Origin of the sequence: Qipengyuania nanhaisediminis (assembly GCF_900115585.1) — a bacterium.
GTDB lineage: Bacteria > Pseudomonadota > Alphaproteobacteria > Sphingomonadales > Sphingomonadaceae > Qipengyuania > Qipengyuania nanhaisediminis.
In genome coordinates this window covers 321,346-339,852 of the sequence record NZ_FOWZ01000003.1, presented here as the reverse complement: position 1 = coordinate 339,852, position 18,507 = coordinate 321,346, and the positions used below count along the sequence as shown (strand labels likewise).

20 protein-coding genes are annotated in these 18,507 nt (G+C 62.4%); 13 read left to right on the top strand and 7 right to left on the bottom strand.

What is annotated here, in order from left to right:
- Nucleotides 1-10: 10 nt before the first annotated feature.
- Nucleotides 11-412: a hypothetical protein gene (locus BM173_RS10465; protein WP_090481166.1), complete on the top strand. Its 402-nt coding sequence runs from the start codon at nt 11-13 to the stop codon at nt 410-412.
- 81 nt (nt 413-493) lie between these two features.
- Here BM173_RS10465 and BM173_RS10460 read toward each other — a convergent pair whose 3' ends face one another.
- Both BM173_RS10460 and soxR read right to left on the bottom strand, forming a co-directional pair.
- Nucleotides 494-904 carry an energy transducer TonB gene (locus BM173_RS10460; protein WP_218152640.1) on the bottom strand — a complete coding sequence of 137 codons (411 nt, stop codon included), beginning with the start codon at nt 902-904 and terminating at the stop codon, nt 494-496.
- 70 nt (nt 905-974) lie between these two features.
- On the bottom strand, nt 975-1,412 hold the full coding sequence (gene soxR / locus BM173_RS10455; RefSeq protein WP_090481161.1) for a redox-sensitive transcriptional activator SoxR: 438 nt from the start codon (nt 1,410-1,412) through the stop codon (nt 975-977).
- A 115-nt stretch (nt 1,413-1,527) separates the two neighbouring features.
- Between soxR and BM173_RS10450 the strand changes: the two genes are divergently transcribed.
- Both BM173_RS10450 and BM173_RS10445 read left to right on the top strand, forming a co-directional pair.
- Nucleotides 1,528-1,902, top strand: coding sequence for a VOC family protein (locus BM173_RS10450; RefSeq protein ID WP_090481159.1), 375 nt, complete (start codon nt 1,528-1,530; stop codon nt 1,900-1,902).
- 152 nt (nt 1,903-2,054) lie between these two features.
- Nucleotides 2,055-3,317 (top strand): Xaa-Pro dipeptidase, encoded by a 1,263-nt coding sequence (locus BM173_RS10445; protein WP_090481606.1) that lies wholly within the window; start codon nt 2,055-2,057, stop codon nt 3,315-3,317.
- On the opposite strand, the gene BM173_RS10440 is transcribed toward BM173_RS10445, so the two are convergent.
- Nucleotides 3,292-3,615 (bottom strand): ArsR/SmtB family transcription factor, encoded by a 324-nt coding sequence (locus tag BM173_RS10440; protein WP_090481156.1) that lies wholly within the window; start codon nt 3,613-3,615, stop codon nt 3,292-3,294. The two genes, BM173_RS10445 and BM173_RS10440, sit on opposite strands and share 26 nt — an antisense overlap.
- A gap of 82 nt (nt 3,616-3,697) precedes the next feature.
- Entirely contained in the window at nt 3,698-4,393 is a 696-nt protein-coding gene (locus BM173_RS10435) for a DUF4197 domain-containing protein (RefSeq protein WP_090481153.1), read from the bottom strand.
- A 66-nt stretch (nt 4,394-4,459) separates the two neighbouring features.
- Between BM173_RS10435 and BM173_RS10430 the strand changes: the two genes are divergently transcribed.
- Genes BM173_RS10430 through BM173_RS10420 form a run of 3 tightly spaced genes read left to right on the top strand, consistent with a single transcriptional unit; the run spans nt 4,460 to nt 8,858 of the window.
- Nucleotides 4,460-6,625, top strand: a complete 2,166-nt coding sequence (locus tag BM173_RS10430) for a primosomal protein N' (protein ID WP_090481150.1) — start codon at nt 4,460-4,462, stop codon at nt 6,623-6,625.
- Nucleotides 6,626-6,636: 11 nt separating this feature from the next.
- Nucleotides 6,637-7,257: an SOS response-associated peptidase gene (locus BM173_RS10425; protein ID WP_090481147.1), complete on the top strand. Its 621-nt coding sequence runs from the start codon at nt 6,637-6,639 to the stop codon at nt 7,255-7,257.
- Between the two features lie 32 nt (nt 7,258-7,289).
- Nucleotides 7,290-8,858: a cryptochrome/photolyase family protein gene (locus tag BM173_RS10420; protein ID WP_090481144.1), complete on the top strand. Its 1,569-nt coding sequence runs from the start codon at nt 7,290-7,292 to the stop codon at nt 8,856-8,858.
- Here BM173_RS10420 and BM173_RS10415 read toward each other — a convergent pair.
- Entirely contained in the window at nt 8,855-9,436 is a 582-nt protein-coding gene (locus BM173_RS10415; RefSeq protein WP_090481141.1) for a J domain-containing protein, read from the bottom strand. The two genes, BM173_RS10420 and BM173_RS10415, sit on opposite strands and share 4 nt — an antisense overlap.
- Before the next feature lie 185 nt (nt 9,437-9,621).
- Nucleotides 9,622-10,650: a bifunctional DNA-binding transcriptional regulator/O6-methylguanine-DNA methyltransferase Ada gene (gene ada, locus BM173_RS10410; RefSeq protein WP_090481136.1), complete on the bottom strand. Its 1,029-nt coding sequence runs from the start codon at nt 10,648-10,650 to the stop codon at nt 9,622-9,624.
- A 104-nt stretch (nt 10,651-10,754) separates the two neighbouring features.
- Between ada and BM173_RS10405 the strand changes: the two genes are divergently transcribed.
- Nucleotides 10,755-12,323, top strand: a complete 1,569-nt coding sequence (locus BM173_RS10405; protein ID WP_090481133.1) for a S1 family peptidase — start codon at nt 10,755-10,757, stop codon at nt 12,321-12,323.
- A gap of 1 nt (nt 12,324) precedes the next feature.
- Here the strand turns inward: BM173_RS10405 and BM173_RS10400 are convergent, their stop codons facing one another.
- On the bottom strand, nt 12,325-13,152 hold the full coding sequence (locus tag BM173_RS10400; protein WP_090481130.1) for a TauD/TfdA dioxygenase family protein: 828 nt from the start codon (nt 13,150-13,152) through the stop codon (nt 12,325-12,327).
- 206 nt (nt 13,153-13,358) lie between these two features.
- Here BM173_RS10400 and BM173_RS10395 point away from each other — a divergent pair, with 206 nt between their 5' ends.
- Genes BM173_RS10395 through BM173_RS10370 form a run of 6 tightly spaced genes read left to right on the top strand, consistent with a single transcriptional unit; the run spans nt 13,359 to nt 18,480 of the window.
- A complete protein-coding gene (locus BM173_RS10395; protein ID WP_090481127.1) occupies nt 13,359-13,913 on the top strand; it encodes a F0F1 ATP synthase subunit delta in 555 nt (184 codons plus the stop codon).
- Nucleotides 13,914-13,929: 16 nt separating this feature from the next.
- The gene (gene atpA / locus BM173_RS10390; RefSeq protein WP_090481124.1) at nt 13,930-15,459 is read left to right on the top strand and encodes a F0F1 ATP synthase subunit alpha; all 1,530 of its coding nucleotides are present in this window, start codon (nt 13,930-13,932) and stop codon (nt 15,457-15,459) included.
- A 33-nt stretch (nt 15,460-15,492) separates the two neighbouring features.
- A complete protein-coding gene (locus BM173_RS10385) occupies nt 15,493-16,365 on the top strand; it encodes a F0F1 ATP synthase subunit gamma (RefSeq protein ID WP_090481121.1) in 873 nt (290 codons plus the stop codon).
- A gap of 14 nt (nt 16,366-16,379) precedes the next feature.
- Nucleotides 16,380-16,742, top strand: a complete 363-nt coding sequence (locus BM173_RS10380; protein ID WP_245755853.1) for a hypothetical protein — start codon at nt 16,380-16,382, stop codon at nt 16,740-16,742.
- Between the two features lie 19 nt (nt 16,743-16,761).
- Nucleotides 16,762-18,219, top strand: coding sequence for a F0F1 ATP synthase subunit beta (atpD, locus tag BM173_RS10375; protein ID WP_090481115.1), 1,458 nt, complete (start codon nt 16,762-16,764; stop codon nt 18,217-18,219).
- Between the two features lie 3 nt (nt 18,220-18,222).
- Nucleotides 18,223-18,480 (top strand): ATP synthase F1 subunit epsilon, encoded by a 258-nt coding sequence (locus BM173_RS10370; protein WP_090481112.1) that lies wholly within the window; start codon nt 18,223-18,225, stop codon nt 18,478-18,480.
- The last annotated feature ends 27 nt before the right edge of the window (nt 18,481-18,507 follow it).

The window sequence follows — 18,507 nt, the reverse complement described above, 5'->3', positions numbered from 1 at the left end:
GATCAACGACATGACCGACAATGAAATCCCCCAGAAGGAAACCCGCCGGATCGAGCGATTTATCAAGGGGATCGCAATTCTTGGCATCCTCACCCTGATCGTGAGTATCTGGTTCGCTTTCCAGCTCGACGTCGAAACCGAAGTCACCGAGACCGCCGATGGAAGCTTTATCGTGGAAGGGCCGGAGGCCGATTTGCTTGGCGTGATGCGTTCCGATTCCAGCAATCGAAGCCTGGAAGTTAGGGGACTTCCGAAACCTGAAGCCTTCAGCGATTATCCGGAAGTGCGCTACGCCCTCTGCGCAGCGCGCAATGATCCGGATACCGTGTGGGAAGAACCGAGCGGCACCATGCGGGCCAACCTGCAATCGGAAGGTTTCGACGAGCTTTGCGCGGTCTATCCCGATCTTTGAAAAAGTACCGCACCAGCCGGAAAACTCCGTAGTGTAGGAAAGCCGGCGCGAGATGCCCTATCTCCAGCAGATCGCGGGGGATTACTCGGGCCGGTGCGCAATATCGCTGAGCACAAAGCGAACCGGCAATTGCGCCGTTTTGGGCTCGGCAACCCCGTCCGCGTTCAGATGTATGGGGGCAGGACCCGTCTTCGCGATTGCAATGCAGACAAGCGCATCCAAATCGGTCGAACCGCTGGTTCGGATAATTTTACAATCGCTCACCGCGCCGTCGGTTTCGATGCGGAACTGGACGACAACCCGGCCCTCGACACCCATGGGCACCAGATCGCGAGCATAGGCGTTTTGGGCTTTGCGGGCGACAGCGAGACTCCATTCCCGGAGGTTGTCGCGCCAAATTCCCATGGCGATTTCAGTGCCGAGACTATCGCCTTGCTCAATTTGCGCAGCGGCTGGCGTGGCGAGGCCCATAGCAACAAGGATGCTCATCATCCCGGAGGCGAAGGGGCGTAATCTCATAGCTGGACGTTTCGCGCGTTTGCACACGGCCGACAAGCAAATCTTATCGCAGCACGCGCGGGCCCGTGCCGCTCTCGCCCCATTTATCGTCAGCATTGTAGAGCGCGCATTTCTTCAAGCTCAAACAGCCGCAGCCGATGCAGCCGTCGAGGCTATCGCGCATCTTTTCGAGCGAGGCGATCTGGTCTTCGATGCGTTTGCGGATCGAGCCGCTGATGCGCTTCCAATCGGCGGCGTTGGGCGTGCGTCCTTGCGGCAAGCCTGCGAGCGCCTCCTCGATCTCCGCCAGTGACAGGCCCAATCGCTGGGCGATCAGGATGAAGCTCAACCGCCGGATATCGCCGCGCAGGAAGCGGCGCTGGTTTCCGCTTGTGCGCAGCGCTTCGACCAGCCCGCACTCTTCGTAAAAACGGATTGCCGAAACGGAGAGGCCGGTCCGGCGGGCCAGTTCGCCGATGGGAAGGAGGTCGTTCGCTTTCATCGATCACAGCGATAGCGAAAACGAAGCTTGACCTCAACTTAGCTTGAGGTTGCAATGAGTGTGCATCGCATTTGCGGACCAAGCCGGTCCCGCATCGAACACAAGGAGTTTAGCGATGCCAAAAAGACGTCTCGAACACGCCAATATTTCCGTCACCGATCCCGATCGCAGTGCCGCCTTGCTCAAGGACCTGCTCGGCTGGCACGAACGCTGGAGCGGACCTTCCATGGGGAACGGTCGCACGATCCATGTCGGCGGTGAAGACAATTACGTTTCCCTCTACACCAGCGAGGCTGTTGCCGGCGATTATCGCAAGGGCCAGCCGCTCAATCACATCGCCTTCATGGTCGACGATCTCGATGCGGCGGAAGCCGTCGTCGTGAAGCACGGTCTCGAACCCTTTAGCCACGGGAAATACGAACCCGGCCCGCGCACCTTCTACTTCTTCGACTGGGACGGGATCGAGTTCGAGGTGGTCAGCTATGAATGAGATCGTCCCGCGCCGTCCGCTCTTCCAATCGGGTCGCAGGAAGCCACGGCAAGCCGCCGGGAAACCGGTCGAAAAGCCGCACTTCCCTCCCCGCCCGCTTCCTGTATGAAAAGCAGGCGGCCGGGGAGCGCCGCGACAAGGGGAATCTGACAATGAAGCCTGTCCTGCTGGCTGCAGCCGCAATCGTGTCCCTCGCCGCCACGCCCGCGCTTGCGGAAACAGTGGTAGTGACGGCAGACCGGATGCTCGATGTGGAGACCGGACGCTATCTCGCCGATCCGGTCGTGACCGTGGTCGATGGCAAGGTGGCCAGTGTGCAATCCGGCGTCACGCTTCCCGATGGTGCGAAGCATATCGATCTGGCCGGCCACACGCTGCTGCCCGGCCTCATCGACATGCACGTCCACCTCGATGGCCGTCCCGAATACGGCGGCTATTCCGGGCTGCAATTCACCGATCGGTTCTGGACCGCAGTCGGCGTCGCCAATGCCCGCACCATGCTGGAGATCGGCTTCACCACCGTGCGCAATGTCGGCGACGACGATTACAACGTGATCGGTATCGACCAGGCGATCGAGGAAGGCTGGATCATCGGTCCGCGCATTGTCGTCGCCAACCATTCCCTCGGCGCGACGGGCGGGCATTGCGACGAGACTTTCCTGCCACCCAGCTTCGACGCGAAGAGCCCCGCCGTGGGCGACAGCCCCGACGAATTGCGCAAGCGCGTGCGCGAACAGCGCAAATATGGTGCGGAAGTGATCAAGGCCTGCGCCACGGGCGGCGTCTTCAGCCGCAACACCGCGCCCGGCATCCAGCAGCTGACGCTGGAAGAGCTCACCGCAATTGCAGACGAGGCGCATTTCTGGGGTTTGAAGGCCGCGGCCCATGCACACGGCGCACCCGGGATCAAGGCCGCTATCCGGGCGGGCTTCGATACTATCGAGCACGCCAGCTATGCCGACGATGAAGCCATCCGTCTCGCCAAGGAGCATGGCACGTTCTTCTCGATGGATATCTTCAACACCGAATACACCCTCTCACAGGGCGCCGCGAACGGCGTGCTGGAAGAGAACATCGCCAAGGAACGCGCGCTCAGCCAGGCTCAGCGCGACAATTTCCGCCGCGCGCACGGAGCAGGCGTGAAGATGGTCTTCGCCAGCGATGCCGCCGTCATGCCGCACGAGCTGGTCGGCGGTCAGTTCCGCGTCATGGTCGAATACGGCATGACCCCGCTCGAAGCGATCCGGGCGGCCACGGTCACTGCTGCAGAGGCGCTGGGTCAGGAAGGCGAAGTCGGCGTTATCAAGCCTGGCGCATGGGGCGACATGATTGCCGTTAGCGGCGATCCGCTGGCCGATGTCGGCGAACTCGCCGACGTCGATGCCGTTATCAAGGGTGGTGTGCTGGTCGAATAGCGGGCGCCGCATGGAAGCCCGATAAGGAACCCAGCGGCACATCTTCGAACCGGACGAGCCAGCGCTTGGCCATCTTCGCCAGCGGCATCGGGTTGAGGTAGTGGCGCTTGCACCGCCCGTCCCGCTCGCTCGCGACCAGCTCGGCACTTTCCAGCACGGCAAGGTGCTTGGCCACCGCCTGCCGGGTCATCGGAAGGTCTTCGCTCAATTCCGATAGAGTCAGTCCGCCCTGCTCGCTCAACCTGTCGAGCAGGAGGCGGCGCGTGGGATCCGATAAGGCGACGAAGGTATCCGTCATGCGACGAAGGCTAGGCACCTGCGCGCGAGTCGCTCAAGTTTGCGGACGCGCGCAGGGCCGGTTTTTCCCCAAGCGGGATTCGTCAGAGGGCGCTCGCGCCGCCGAAGACGCCGATAATAAGGGGGTCGTTGGTCGCGCGGGGATTGCGGCGGATTTCCGCTTCCTCGAAGCCCATTTCGCGCCAGATCGTGTCGTCGATGCTGTTCGCGACCCTGCTCGCGACCTGCGAAACGTTCACGCCGGTCAGGGCGCCGAGCGCCTGTCCGACGAGCGGATCTTCGGCAAGGCGCATCGCGTCGCCCAGTTCGGGGATCATCGCATCGACGAGGCGCATGCCCATTTCGCCGCGCAGGAAGCTGGTCGCCGCGGTCGGCCCGCCGTTCACAAGTGCAACCGCGTTGGAAATGCCGATCACGCGCACGGTATCCGCCACGATCGGGGCCGCGCGCTCCGCGCCTTCATAGGCGATGTCGCCGAATGCATCGAAAAGGCGGTCCTTGAACAGGTTGGACGTCAGGATACTGCCCAGAACTCCACCGCGCGCACCGAGTAGGTTTTCCAGCCCGACCTGCGCCACCTGTTCGTCCCAGAAACCGCCATCGTCGAGCATTCGGGCAAAGGCCCGCTCGCTCGACAGGAACAGGAGGCGCTGGATGGCATCGACGAAACCGAAGCCGCCAAGCGATGTGCAGGCCGGAAGCGCCAAGGCCGCCCCGCCGAGCGTCAATCCGCCCAGGAACTTGCGCCTGTGAGTGGTGGCCGTGAGAATATCGTTCATTATTTCTACTCCTCGAAGGTCCCACCCTTGTCGTGTGCGACATAGGCCGCCCATATGAGCCCTCCGATGAACCGCGTGCGCTGCCTCGTCCTCAATGCCGCCCTCGGCCCGCTCGACTATAAGGTGCCCGAAGGCATGGAAGTCGGTCCGGGCCATGTGGTCGAATGTCCGCTTGGGCCGCGCACGATCATCGGAATCGTCTGGGAGAGCGAACGGCTTCCCGGCACCGAGGTTCCGGCGGAAAAGCTGCGCCCGCTACGCTCAATCCTGCCGGTACCGCCTTTGTCTGCGCCGCTGAGGCGCTTGATCGAGTGGACGGCCGACTATTACGTCGCCTCACTGTCCAGCGTCGCGCGCATGGCGCTTTCTTCTGGCGGCGCGCTCAAGGGACCGGCGACCATCACGGAATATCGCCTGACCGGCGGCATGCCGGAGCGCATGACCCCGCAACGCCATGCGGCGATGGAAGCGCTCGAGGGCGAACAGGCCACTATCCGCGAACTTGCCGGGATCGCTGGCGTATCGGAGGGCGTACTTCGCGGCCTGGTAAACCAGGGCGTGCTGGAGCCGGTGGAGGTCGACTGCGACCGTCCTTTCGAACAAGCGCGGCCCGATTTTGCGCAGGTCGACCTGAGCGAAAGCCAAAAGATCGCGGCAGACAAGCTGAGCGAAGCCGTACGGCAAAAGAAATTCGCGCCTTACCTGCTCGACGGCGTGACCGGATCGGGCAAGACCGAAACCTATTTCGAACCTGTCGCCGAAGCGCTGCGGATGGGCCGCCAAGTGCTGGTCCTGCTGCCTGAAATCGCGCTGACCGAAAACTTCCTGCACCGCTTCGAAGAGCGGTTCGGGGTCACGCCCGTCCTGTGGCACTCCTCGCTGAAGTCCACCCAGCGCCGCCGTGCATGGCGCAATGTCGCGAGCGGCGATGCACAGGTCGTGGTGGGTGCTCGTTCGGCCCTGTTCCTGCCGTTTCGCAATCTCGGCTTCATCGTCGTCGACGAAGCGCATGAAACCAGCTTCAAGCAGGAAGACGGCGTGCGCTACAACGCCCGCGACGTTGCCGTCATGCGCGCGCATTTCGAAGGCATTCCGGTTGTCCTCGCCAGTGCCACCCCGGCGTTAGAAAGCCTCCAAATGGCCGAGAGCGGCGTTTATGCGAAGCTCGACCTGCCCAGCCGGTTCGGCGGGGCGGAATTGCCCGAAATCGACACGATCGACCTTACGGAAGAGAAGCCGCCGCATGGAATGTGGCTGGCCCAACGCCTGATCGACGGCATCGCAGAGCGGCTGGAGCGCAAGGAACAGTCGCTCCTCTTCCTCAACCGCCGCGGCTATGCACCGCTGACCCTGTGCCGCAATTGCGGGTTTCGGTTCCAGTGCCCCAATTGCAGCGCCTGGCTGGTCGAACACCGCTTCACGCGCCGCCTGGCCTGCCACCATTGCGGGCACGAGACGCCAAGTCCCGCCGCCTGCCCCGAATGCGGTGAGCCCGATTGCCTCGTCGCCTGCGGCCCGGGCGTCGAACGCATCGCCGACGAGGTGGCGGAGCGGCTGCCCGATGCACGCGTCTTCGTCGCCACGTCGGATACGCTCAATTCGCCGGGGCGCGCTGCGGAATTCATCGCGCAAGTCGAAGCGGGAGCGATCGACGTGATCGTGGGTACCCAGCTGGTGACCAAGGGCTTTCACTTCCCCGAACTCACCCTCGTAGGCGTGGTCGATGCCGACCTCGGCCTCGAAGGAGGCGATTTGCGTGCGGGCGAGCGGACCTATCAGCAGGTTGCACAGGTTGCAGGGCGTGCCGGGCGCGGCTCAAAGCCCGGCGAAGTATTGATCCAGACCCGCCATCCCGAAGCGAGCGTGATCGCCGCTCTGGCTGCCGGGGACCGCCACGCTTTCTACGAAGCCGAAACCGAAATGCGGCGTGAGGCCGGCGCCCCGCCCTTCGGGCGCTGGGCGTCGATCATCATTTCTTCCGAAGACGAGGCGGAGGCACGCGAAGCCGCCCGGCGGATCGGCGATGCGCGCCCCGAAGTGCCAGATCTCATGATACTTGGCCCCGCACCTGCCCCCATGGCACTGCTGCGGGGTCGTTATCGCTATCGCCTGCTCATGAACGCGCGGCGTAGCGTGCAATTGCAGGATGTCATCCGCCGCTGGCTCTCCAGCATCGATCATCCGCCGGGCGTCCGTGTCGGGGTGGATGTCGATCCCTACAGTTTCGTGTAGGTAGCGCTGCCATGTGCAATCTCTATCGCATGACCAAGAACGCCACCGAAGTCGCGCAATTGTTCGACGTGGTGGCGGAAGTCGGAAGCAATGCGGGCGGCGAGATCTATCCCGGCTATTCCGGCATCGTGATCGCAGGCGGCAAGGTCGAAACCATGACCTGGGGCTTCCCCCTCCAGCGCAAGGGCGCAAAGGGCCAGCCGCTCAAGCCAAAGCCGGTCAACAATGCACGCACGGACAAGCTTTCCGGTCCTTTCTGGAAAAGCAGCTTCGTGGAACGGCGTTGCCTGATCCCGCTGGAAAGCTTTGCCGAAGCGCAGGCCAAGAAAGGCGCGATGACTCGCACCTGGATGACCATGCCCGATGCTGAGGTCTTTACCGTCGCGGGCATCTGGCGCGGCAGCGCGGAATGGGGCGATTGCTATTCGATGGTGATGACCGATGCCTCTCCCCAGATGAGCGAGATCCACAACCGCATGCCCGTCATCCTGACGCCGGATCAGCGCGAAACCTGGATGGACGGATCGCCCGACGATGCCTTCGAGCTGTGTCGCCCGTTCGAAGGCTTGCTCGCGATCGACCGGACCGACGTACCGTGGGCCGGTCGTCCGGCGCAGTCCTCCATGCTTTAGGCACCTGTCGCGCGCTCGCGCATTTAGAGCGCATGGCAAACACTAGCGACGGCCCCATCCTCGTCCCAATCCTTGGCGACCAGCTGACCCGTGACCTCGCCAGCCTTCGCGGCCGGACCAAGGACGACACCGTCATCCTGATGATGGAGGTCTGGGACGAGGCGACTTACGTCAAGCATCACAAGCAGAAGATCGTCCTGATCTTCTCCGCCATGCGTCACTTCGCCGAGGAATTGCGCGATGCGGGCTGGACTGTCGATTACGTAAAGCTGGATGCGAAAGATAATGCCGGGAGTTTCACCGGCGAGGTCGCCCGCGCCGTAGAAGAACACTCTCCGCGCGCTATCCATGTCGTGGAGCCTGGCGAATGGCGCCTCAGGCAGGATTTCGACCAATGGGCCGACAAGTTCCCCTGCGAGATCGAGATCCTAGCGGACGACCGCTTCATCTCCACCCAGTCCGAATTCGACGAGTGGGCGGAAGACCGCAAGGAAATGCGGATGGAGTATTTCTACCGCGAGATGCGCCGCAAGACGGGCCTGCTGATGGATGGCGACAAGCCGGAAGGCGGGGAGTGGAATTACGATAGCGAGAACCGCAAACCGCCCAAGGAAGGTCTCGACGCGCCGGAGCGCCCGCTTTTCGAACCCGATGCGATAACCTGCGAAGTGATCGAACTGGTCGAAGATCGTTTCGGAGATCACTTCGGACGTCTGGAAAAATTCGGATGGCCGGTCACGCGCGATGAAGCGGAAGAGGCGGCGGATGCCTTTTTCGCCGAACGCATCGAATGCTTCGGCCCCTACCAGGACGCGATGGTTCACGGACAGGACGACCTGTTCCATTCGATGCTGTCGACCAGCATCAATCTCGGTCTGCTCGACCCGCTGGAGCTCTGCCAGCGAGCGGAGAAAGCCTACAAAAACGGCCGAGCACCGATCAATTCGGTCGAGGGGTTTATTCGCCAAATCATCGGCTGGCGCGAATATGTGCGGCGGTTCTACTGGCACCAGATGCCGCACCTGCAGAAAGCGAATGCGCTGAATGCGCAGCGCGGGCTGCCCGAATTTTACTGGACCGGCGAAACCGACATGCGGTGCCTTGCCGACAGCATTCGCTCCACCCGCGACAACGCCCATGCCCACCACATCCAGCGGCTGATGGTGCTCGGCAATTTCGCGCTGCTCGCAGGGATAAACCCCCGCGAGGTGCAGGACTGGTATCTAGTGGTCTACGCCGACGCCTATGAGTGGGTGGAACTACCCAATGTGGCGGCGATGATCCTCTATGCCGACGGCGGAAAGCTGGCGAGCAAGCCCTATGCTGCGAGCGGAAACTACATCAACAAGATGAGCGATTACTGCGGTGACTGCCGCTATTCGGTGAGCAAGAAGACCGGCGAAGGCGCATGTCCCTTCAATCCGCTCTACTGGCATTTCATGGACCGCCATCGCGACAGGCTGGAAAAGAACGCCCGCATCGGGCGCATCTATTCGACCTGGGACCGCATGGATGAGGCGAAGAGACAGGACTATCTCGACAGCGCAGAAGAGTTTCTCGACAGCCTGACGCCTGCCGACAGTGCGTGGGCGCGCAATTAGGCTTCGCGTGCCTGTTCGTCCATCTGGGCGATCAGCTTGGTTTCCTCGGCCTTGCGGCTCATCGAGATGACATGGTCGACGCCCTCGATGGTGATCGCCAGCTTTCCTTCCTGGGTGATCTCGATGAAGCCCTTGGACTTCAGGTACCAGGTGTGGAACTCGAAATTCTCGTCGGAGCAATCCAGGGTCTTCTGGATGTAATACCCCATGATGCCCGGGTCTTTCGCATGCTCGCGGCGGCGCTTGTAGAGGTGATAGAGCACCTTTTCATGCGCCTCGGCATCGTCCAGCGCGGACTTCTCGTCGATCTGTAGGTCTTCGCCGCCGGGAAACTGGTACAGGTTATCCTTCTTCAGTTCCTTGTAGCGCTGATCGTACTTGGCGCGCTTTTCCGGATCGCGCAGCAGCTGGTATGCCGCAGTCACTTCCTGGAACTTGTCGATATCGGCCGTATCGGTGTGATCGGGATGATACATCTGCGCCGCGTGTCGGTACGCTTTTTCCAGCATCTTGCGGTCGCAAGCCGGACTGACTTGCAACAGGGCGTAGAAATCGACGAATTCCTGACCGCTATCCATCGCCTAAACCTGCTAATACTCGGTACGGTCGACACAACCGCACGGGATTGATCCAGAAGCCGGTTATTATTGGCCCACGCGATTGCTTCGGCGGGTTGCGACGTTGGTGTATAGTCTTCCTACTACAGGCTTCATTGTCAAAGGAAACTTGCCTTAGCAGCGAATTATTTCGTGTTCGCAGCAATTTATCTGGATTTTTCGCGCTCGAGCAGCTCCGCCTTGATTTGCGTTCCGTAAGCATATCCGCCGAGCGAACCGTCCGCCGCGATGACCCTGTGGCACGGGATCAGCACGGCGATGTTGTTCGCGCCATTGGCCCCGCCGACCGCGCGCGACGCCTTGGGATTGCCCAGTGCGGCAGCAAGCTCGCCATAGCTGCGCGTCTCCCCCGCCGGGATTTCGCGCAAGGCCTGCCAGACCCGTTGCTGGAAAGCCGTGCCCTTCACGTCGAGCGGAATGGAAGCGAGGGTTGCCTGCCCCGGGTTCTCGACTGCAGCGGTTACCTGCCGGAACAGGTCGCGAAATTCCTCACCCGCTTCGACCAGCTCGGCCTCGGGAAAGCGGCGCGCGAGATCACCCTCGTCTTCGTTGAACGACAGGCAGCACACGCCCTGCTCAGTGGCAGCGACGAGCATCGAGCCGAGCGAGGTATCGATCACGCTCCAGTGAACCGTGCGCCCCTTGCCGCCATCCTTCCAGTCGCTTGCCGTCATGCCGAGCTTGCCTTTCGTATCGTCATAGAATCGCGAGGGAGAGGAATACCCGGCCTCGTAAATCGCGCCGGTGACGCTGTAGCCAGCACTGAGGGCTTCACGGGCGCGCTCTTCACGCAAGGCCCGCGCATAGGCCGCAGGAGACAGCCCAGTAGCGCGCTTGAATACCTTCTGGAAATGCGTCGGCGAATAGCCGGTTATTTGCGCCAACACGGCCAAGGTCGGCGCATCCTCGGCCCGGCGGATCTCGTCGACTGCCGCCATGACGGCAGCCTCGTCGCGCCCGACGTCATCGGGAAGGCATCGCTTGCACGGTCGCAGACCCGCGGCGCGTGCACTCTGCCCGTCTGCGAAGAATCGCACATTCTCGCGCAAGGGGTGCCGAGCAGCACAGGACGGACGGCAATAAATGCCGGTGCTCATCACACCGGTGACGAAGCGCCCGTCGAACGCGCGGTCACGCCGCTTTACCGCCTGCCATGCCTGTCCCTGGTCGATCATTGTCCTACTCCATAGCGCATCTCGGCCCTCTTTGCGGATGATTTGCACAGCACGCATCCCGCAGCTTGCGGTCAAAGCAATTGGGCGGCACAAGCGGCCCAACGATGGGACGCATTCTCACATACTTTGCCGCCATGTGCGCGCTCTTGCTGCCGCAACTGGTCCATGCCGATCCGGCCGATATCGACGCAGCGTCACGCGGGGTCGTGCGCGTAGTCATCATCGGCAATGACGGCGACGAGCTTTATCCCGTCAGCCACGGCACCGGTTTCGCCGTCACGCAGAACGCCATCGTCACCAACGCCCATGTCGTGCGCGACGCGATGCGTGACGAGGACTTGCGCATCGGTGTCGTGCCCAATGGCGGCGGCGAAGCGGTTTACGGACAGTTGGTTACCGCCAGTTCGCGCAACGATCTGGCGCTGGTTCGCCTGACCGGGAATTTGCGTCTTCCCCCGCTCGCCATTGCGGCCCAGCCCGTTTCCGGCGCCGGAGAGGTGACCAGCGTCGGCTATCCGATGAATGTCGACCGCGCACAGGGGCTGGACCTCACCGATCTCTTCCGCAGCCAGCCACCGGTTAAGAGCCGCGGCTTCATTTCAGGCGAACGGCCCAGCCGCCAGTTCGACACTATCCTGCACACAGCACCGATCGCGCGGGGTAATTCGGGCGGCCCGTTGCTCGATCCGTGCGGACGGGTCGTGGGGGTCAACAGCTTCGGTGCGGACAATGAAGGAGGAGATGCGGAATTCTTCTTCGCCGTGTCCAATCGCGAGCTGGTGCCTTTCCTCAAGGCCAACGACATTACTCCGCGCCTTTCCGACCAGCCGTGCCGCAGCCTCGCCGATCTCGACGAGGCAGAGCGCGATCGGATCGAACGCGAACAGGCCGAAGCACGGCAAAACCTTGCCCAGCGCGCGGAAGAAACCCGCGCCAAGCGCGAACGCGCCTTGCTTCGCGCGCAGCTGTCGGTGGCCGAAGATCGCGAAGACCGCATGGCACTAGCATTCATTCTCATGCTGGTCGCGTTCGGGCTCGGGCTTTGGGCATGGAGCCAGCGCGAAAGGATCGGCGCGGATGACGAGGATGCGGCGCTCCGCATAAAGAAGACCAACATCGCCTTCGCGATTGCCGGTTTCCTCGTCGTAGTGGCCTTTATTGCTTTCATCACGCGCCCCGGCCTTGATGAAGTGGACCGGCGGGTCGCGGCCATGATGGCGGAAGGCGAAGGGCCTGATGACGGCGCTCCGCTAGCCGGGCAGGAAAGCGGAGACCTTTCGCTCGTCTGCAACGTGATCCCGGAACGCAGCCGCATCACCACATCCGAAGCGCCCGAAATCGAGTTTGAATGGACCGCAGACGGCTGTGTCAACGAACGCACGCAATATGGCTATGCGTCCGGAAACTGGTCACGGGTATTCGTGCCAAACCAGGAAGACGCGGTTTCGGTGAACAGTTTCGATCCCGACCGCCGGATCTTCCGCTCCGAACGCTACCTTCTCCAACGCGGCGCAATGCGGGAGGCACGCAGCGCCCGCGCGAAATACACCGCGCCCAAGTGCGGTGTGGACGGGGCGGCCACGTCTCTCGGAGATTTGCAGGGCGAAGTGCTAAGCCAGCTCCCCCAGCAGCCGAACGAGCGGCTGGTCTACCAGTGCGAGATGCGGGACTAGGTCAGGCGGCGAGAGCTTCACCCGACAAGGTGATGCGATGCATCTCGCGCGCGTAACCCTGATAGTCGTTCATGGCATAATGCCAGGTCGTCCGGTTATCCCAGATCGCCACCGTGCCCGGTTCCCATTGGAGCCTGCATTGCAGGCCGGGCGACATCGCGTGGGCGAAGAGCTCCTGCAGCAAGGGCAGGCTTTCCTCGCGGCTCTGGCCGACGAAATTGATCGTGAAGCCCGGGTTTACATAAAGGAGCTTCTGTCCGGTGTGCGGGTGACGGATGACGACGGGGTGCGTTGCACCTGTTTTCAGGTCTTGCCCGCGCAGTTCCGCGCCCTGGTCGGTCTGCGCATAGGCGCCTTCGGGCGAGTAGATATGGTCCGCCGTATGAAATGCGCTCAGCCCGTCGATCCTCTTCTTGGTCTCTTCAGGCAGCGTGTCATAGGCAGCTCCCATGTGCGCCCACAGCGTGTCGCCACCAGAAGGCGGCAATTCACGCGCCACGAGAATCGATCCCATGGCCGGGATCTGGTCGTAGGAATGATCAGTGTGCCAGCCGCCACCGATATTGGTGGTCTGGTCCTTGCGTTTGCGCACGACGGCGATCTCGGGATGCTCGTCGGTCAGCGGAAAATAATTGTTGATGTCGATCCCGCCCCAGCGCCTGGCAAAGGCGATATGGTCTTCGGGACTGAATTCCTGGTCGCGGAACACGGCCACGCCGTTCCTATATATAAGGTCGCGAATGCTATCGAGCGCCTTACCTTGCGCCTCGGCGAGCGAAATGCCCTTAACCTCGACACCGCAATGCGGCGACAATGCTGCTGTCTCCATCCCGTCTCTCCCGCTCGATCGGTTTTGATTGAGGACGAATTTACGCCTCCCTGTCCAAAAGTCGAATCTTTCACGGGCGGAGTCGGGTTGCCTTCGCGGGGACCCTTTGCTAGGCGCGCGCCAACCTTGCCGGAGCGACTCATTTTCGCTCACCCCCGGCTTGGAACGACAGACTTTTTTTCCGACCCTTAGAGGACGAGAGACGCGTGGATATTTCCGCCGGTATTCAGGCTAGCCTGGCAGGGCGTTATGCCTCGGCCCTTTTCGATCTGGCCAGCGAGGCCGGGACCGTGACTGCGGTCGAATCGGACCTCGACAAACTGGAAGCGGGGCTTGCCGAATCGGCAGAGCTCAAGACGCTGACCACCAACCCGCGCGTGAGCCGCGGCGAAGCAGAAAAGGCACTGTGGGGCGTTTCCGCCATCATGGGCCTTTCGGACCTGACGCAGAAGTTTCTCGGCACGCTTGCCGCGAACCGCCGCCTCGGCCAGCTTCCCGGCATCATCCGTGCCTTCCGCGCCATCGCTGCCGCGCAGCGCGGCGAAGTGACCGCCGAAGTCACCAGCGCCCACGCGCTGACCGACACGCAGCTCGACCAGCTCAAGACGAAGCTGACCGCGCGCGAAGGTCGCACTGTAAAGATTAATTCCAAGGTTGATCCCGATCTTCTGGGCGGCCTTGTCGTTACCATCGGTTCGAAGCGCATTGACGGTTCGATCCGCACCCGCCTCAATTCCCTCGCCCAGGCGATGAAAGCCTGATCAAAGGACGATAATCATGGATATCCGCGCCGCAGAAATCTCCAAGGTCATCAAGGACCAGATCGCCAATTTCGGCACCGAAGCCGAAGTCAGCGAAGTTGGCTCCGTGCTGTCGGTGGGTGACGGCATCGCCCGCATCCACGGCCTCGACAATGTCCAGGCCGGCGAGATGATCGAATTCTCCAACGGCGTTCAGGGCATGGCTCTGAACCTCGAAGCCGACAACGTCGGTGCCGTTATCTTCGGTGCCGACACCGACATCGGCGAAGGCGACACCGTCAAGCGCACCGGCACCATCGTGGACGTTCCGGTCGGCAAGGGCCTGCTGGGCCGCGTGGTCGACGCTCTGGGCAACCCGATCGACGGCAAGGGCCCGATCGAAGCGACCGAGCGCAAGCGCGTCGAAGTGAAAGCTCCGGGCATCATCCCGCGCGAATCGGTTTCGGAACCCGTGCAGTCGGGCCTCAAGGCCATCGACGCCCTCGTTCCGGTCGGCCGTGGCCAGCGCGAGCTGATCATCGGCGACCGTCAGACCGGTAAGTCCGCCGTCGCGATCGACACCTTCATCAACCAGAAGGAACTGAACGCTGGCGACGACGAGGGCAAGAAGCTCTACTGCGTCTATGTCGCCGTCGGGCAGAAGCGCTCGACCGTCGCACAGATCGTCAAGCAGCTCGAAGAAAACGGCGCGATGGAATATTCGATCGTCGTCGCCGCCACCGCTTCTGAGCCCGCTCCGCTGCAGTACCTCGCACCCTACACCGGCTGTGCGATGGGCGAATTCTTCCGCGACAACGGCATGCACGCCGTCATCGTTTACGACGACCTTTCCAAGCAGGCCGTCGCATACCGCCAGATGTCGCTCCTGCTGCGTCGTCCTCCGGGCCGCGAAGCTTACCCGGGTGACGTTTTCTACCTGCACAGCCGCCTGCTCGAGCGTGCGGCAAAGATGAACGCTGCAAACGGTTCGGGCTCGCTCACCGCGCTGCCGATCATCGAAACGCAGGCCGGCGACGTTTCGGCCTACATTCCGACCAACGTGATCTCGATCACCGACGGCCAGATCTTCCTCGAAACCGACCTCTTTTACCAAGGCATCCGTCCGGCGATTAACGTCGGCCTGTCGGTCAGCCGCGTCGGCGGTGCTGCCCAGACCAAGGCGATGAAGAAGGTTTCGGGCTCGATGAAGCTCGACCTCGCACAGTATCGTGAAATGGCTGCCTTCGCGCAGTTCGGCTCGGACCTCGACGCCGCGACTCAGAAGCTGCTGAACCGCGGCGCGCGCCTGACCGAACTGCTCAAGCAGCCGCAGTTCTCGCCGATGCCGTTCGAAGAGCAGACCGTGTCGATCTTTGCCGGCACCAACGGCTACCTCGACGATGTCGCGGTTGATCGCGTCACCGACTACGAAGCCCAGATGCTGAGCTACATGCGCTCCGAACACGCCGATGTGCTCGCGGAAATCCGCAACACCGGCAAGTTCGAGGACAGCACCAAGGACAAGGTCGTCGACGCACTGAAGACCTTCGCCAAGCAGTTCGCCTGAGCCAACCGAGAGCACACGAGATAGGGAGCCGAAATGGCTAGCCTCAAGGAACTCAAAGATCGGATCGGGTCGGTCAAATCGACCCAGAAGATCACCAAGGCCAAGCAGATGGTCGCCGCGGCGAAATTGCGCCGTGCGCAGGCCGCTGCCGAAGCCGCACGCCCCTACGCCGAGCGGCTGTCGGGCGTCATGGCATCGCTTGCCAGCAAGGTAAGCGGCGACAGCGCGCCCCTGCTGCTTCGCGGAACCGGATCGGACAAGCGCCACCTGCTGGTGGTCGTGAACACCGACAAGGGCCTGTGCGGTGGTCTCAACGCCAACATCGTCAAGGCCGCCAAGGCCAAGGCGCGCGAACTGATCGCAGACGGCAAGGACGTGACCTTCTATCTCATCGGCAAGAAAGGCCGCGCGCCGATCAAGCGCGACTATGCCGACAAGATCGAAAAGCACTTCGACACCTCCGACGTCCGCCAGCCGGGCTTCGAAGAGGCCGATGCCATTGCCGAAGACCTGCTCGAACGCTTCGAGAAGGGCGAATTCGACGTGGCGCACCTCGTCTACCCGATCTTCCAGTCGGCGCTGGCGCAGGATCCGACCGTCGACCAGCTGATCCCCGTTCCCTCGCCCGAAGGCGAAGGCACCGGCGGCGATGCAGTCGTGGAATACGAGCCGGGCGAAGAGGAAATCCTCGAAGACCTGCTCCCGCGTTACGTGAAGACGCAGCTGTTCGGCGCCCTGCTCGAACGCGAAGCGTCGGAACAGGGCGCGTCGATGACCGCCATGGATAACGCGACGCGCAATGCGGGCGACCTCATCAACAAGCTGACGATCCAGTACAACCGCAGCCGCCAGGCCGCGATTACTACCGAACTCGTCGAAATCATCGCAGGCGCGGAAGCGCTCTGACAAGGACCGGATACGTGAAGAAACTCGCCCTCATCCTGCCCGTCGCACTCCTCGCCGCTTGCGGTGAAGAGCCCGCGCGCGAGCCGACCCCGACCGAGACCGCAGCACCGGAACCGGTTGCGAGCCTGCCCGCCACGGACCAGGACTACTTCCGCGCCAAGTTCGCAGAAACCTGCGAAGGTGCAGAACCGGTCAACAACGCCGTTTGCCGCCGCGCAATGGGTGCCGACCAGGCACTGTGCGAATACGGTCTCGGCGAAGACGAATACATGCGTCACGAAGCCACGCTGGTTGCGAACGAAGACGGTTCGGACTGGATGCTGAGCGACGCCGACGCCCTTTGTGCCGAACACGGCGCCCACCACAAAGCCTCCTGAGCCAGTAGGAAACCTTATCATGGCCACTGCCCCCAAGCTTAACCAGAGCCCCAACGGCGTTATCTCGCAGGTCATCGGCGCTGTCGTCGACGTTGCCTTCGAAGGTGAACTGCCGCCGATCCTGACCGCGCTTGAAACGAAGAACGGCGACAACACGCTGGTCCTCGAAGTTGCGCAGCACCTCGGTGAAAACACCGTGCGTACCATCGCAATGGACGGCACCGACGGCCTCGTCCGCGGACAGGAGGTCGTGAACACCGGCGCGCAGATCTCGGTCCCGGTCGGTCCGAAGACGCTCGGCCGCATCATGAACGTCGTCGGCGCGCCGATCGACGAACGCGGCCCGATCGGTGCCGACAGCAGCAGCCCGATCCACGCGGAAGCCCCGCTGTTCGTCGACCAGTCGACCGAAGCGGCCATCCTCGTCACCGGCATCAAGGTCATCGACCTTCTCGCACCTTACGCGAAGGGCGGTAAGATCGGCCTGTTCGGCGGCGCAGGCGTCGGCAAGACCGTTCTGATCCAGGAACTCATCAACAACATCGCGAAGGGCCACGGTGGTGTGTCCGTCTTCGCCGGTGTGGGTGAGCGTACCCGCGAAGGTAACGACCTTTATCACGAATTCCTCGACGCCGGCGTTATCGCCAAGGACGAAGACGGCAACGCCACTTCGGAAGGTTCGAAGGTTGCCCTCGTCTTCGGCCAGATGAACGAACCTCCGGGCGCACGTGCCCGCGTCGCTCTCTCGGGCCTGACCATGGCGGAATACTTCCGTGACGTCGAAGGCCAGGACGTTCTGTTCTTCGTCGACAACATCTTCCGCTTCACGCAGGCGGGTTCGGAAGTGTCGGCACTGCTCGGCCGTATTCCTTCGGCTGTGGGCTACCAGCCGACGCTCGCCACCGACATGGGTAACCTGCAGGAACGCATTACGTCGACCACCAAGGGCTCGATCACCTCGGTCCAGGCCATCTACGTTCCCGCCGACGACCTTACCGACCCGGCACCGGCAACCTCGTTCGCCCACTTGGACGCAACGACCACCCTGTCGCGCGCCATCTCGGAACTGGGCATCTACCCGGCCGTCGACCCGCTGGACTCGACCAGCCGCGTTCTCGAACCGCGCGTTGTCGGCCAGGAGCACTACGAAACGGCTCGCCGCGTTCAGGAAACGCTGCAGAAGTACAAGAGCCTGCAGGACATCATCGCCATTCTCGGCATGGACGAACTGTCGGAAGAAGATAAGCTGACCGTGGCACGCGCCCGCAAGATCCAGCGCTTCCTCTCGCAGCCGTTCCACGTCGCCGAAGTCTTCACCAACATCCCGGGCGTGTTCGTCCAGCTGGAAGACACGGTGAAGTCGTTCAAGGCTGTCGTCGACGGCGAATACGACCACCTGCCGGAAAGCGCTTTCTACATGGTTGGCGGCATCGACCAGGCGGTCGAGAAGGCCAAGAAGATGGCGGAAGAAGACTAAGCCATGGCTTTGCACTTCGAACTCGTCACGCCGGCCAAGCTGGTCCGTAGCGAGGACGTCCACATGGTGGTCGTCCCCGGCGCGGAAGGCGAATTCGGCGTGCTGGAAGGCCATGCGCCTTTCATGTCGACGATCCGCGACGGCGCAGTCCAGGTCTACAAGACCGAAGGCGCCGCTCCCGAGACCATCGAAGTCCGCGGCGGTTTCGCCGAAGTAGGCGAAGAGGGTCTGACGGTCCTCGCGGAGCACGTCGAAGGGTAAACCCTTCGGGACAATCGCAGACAGGAA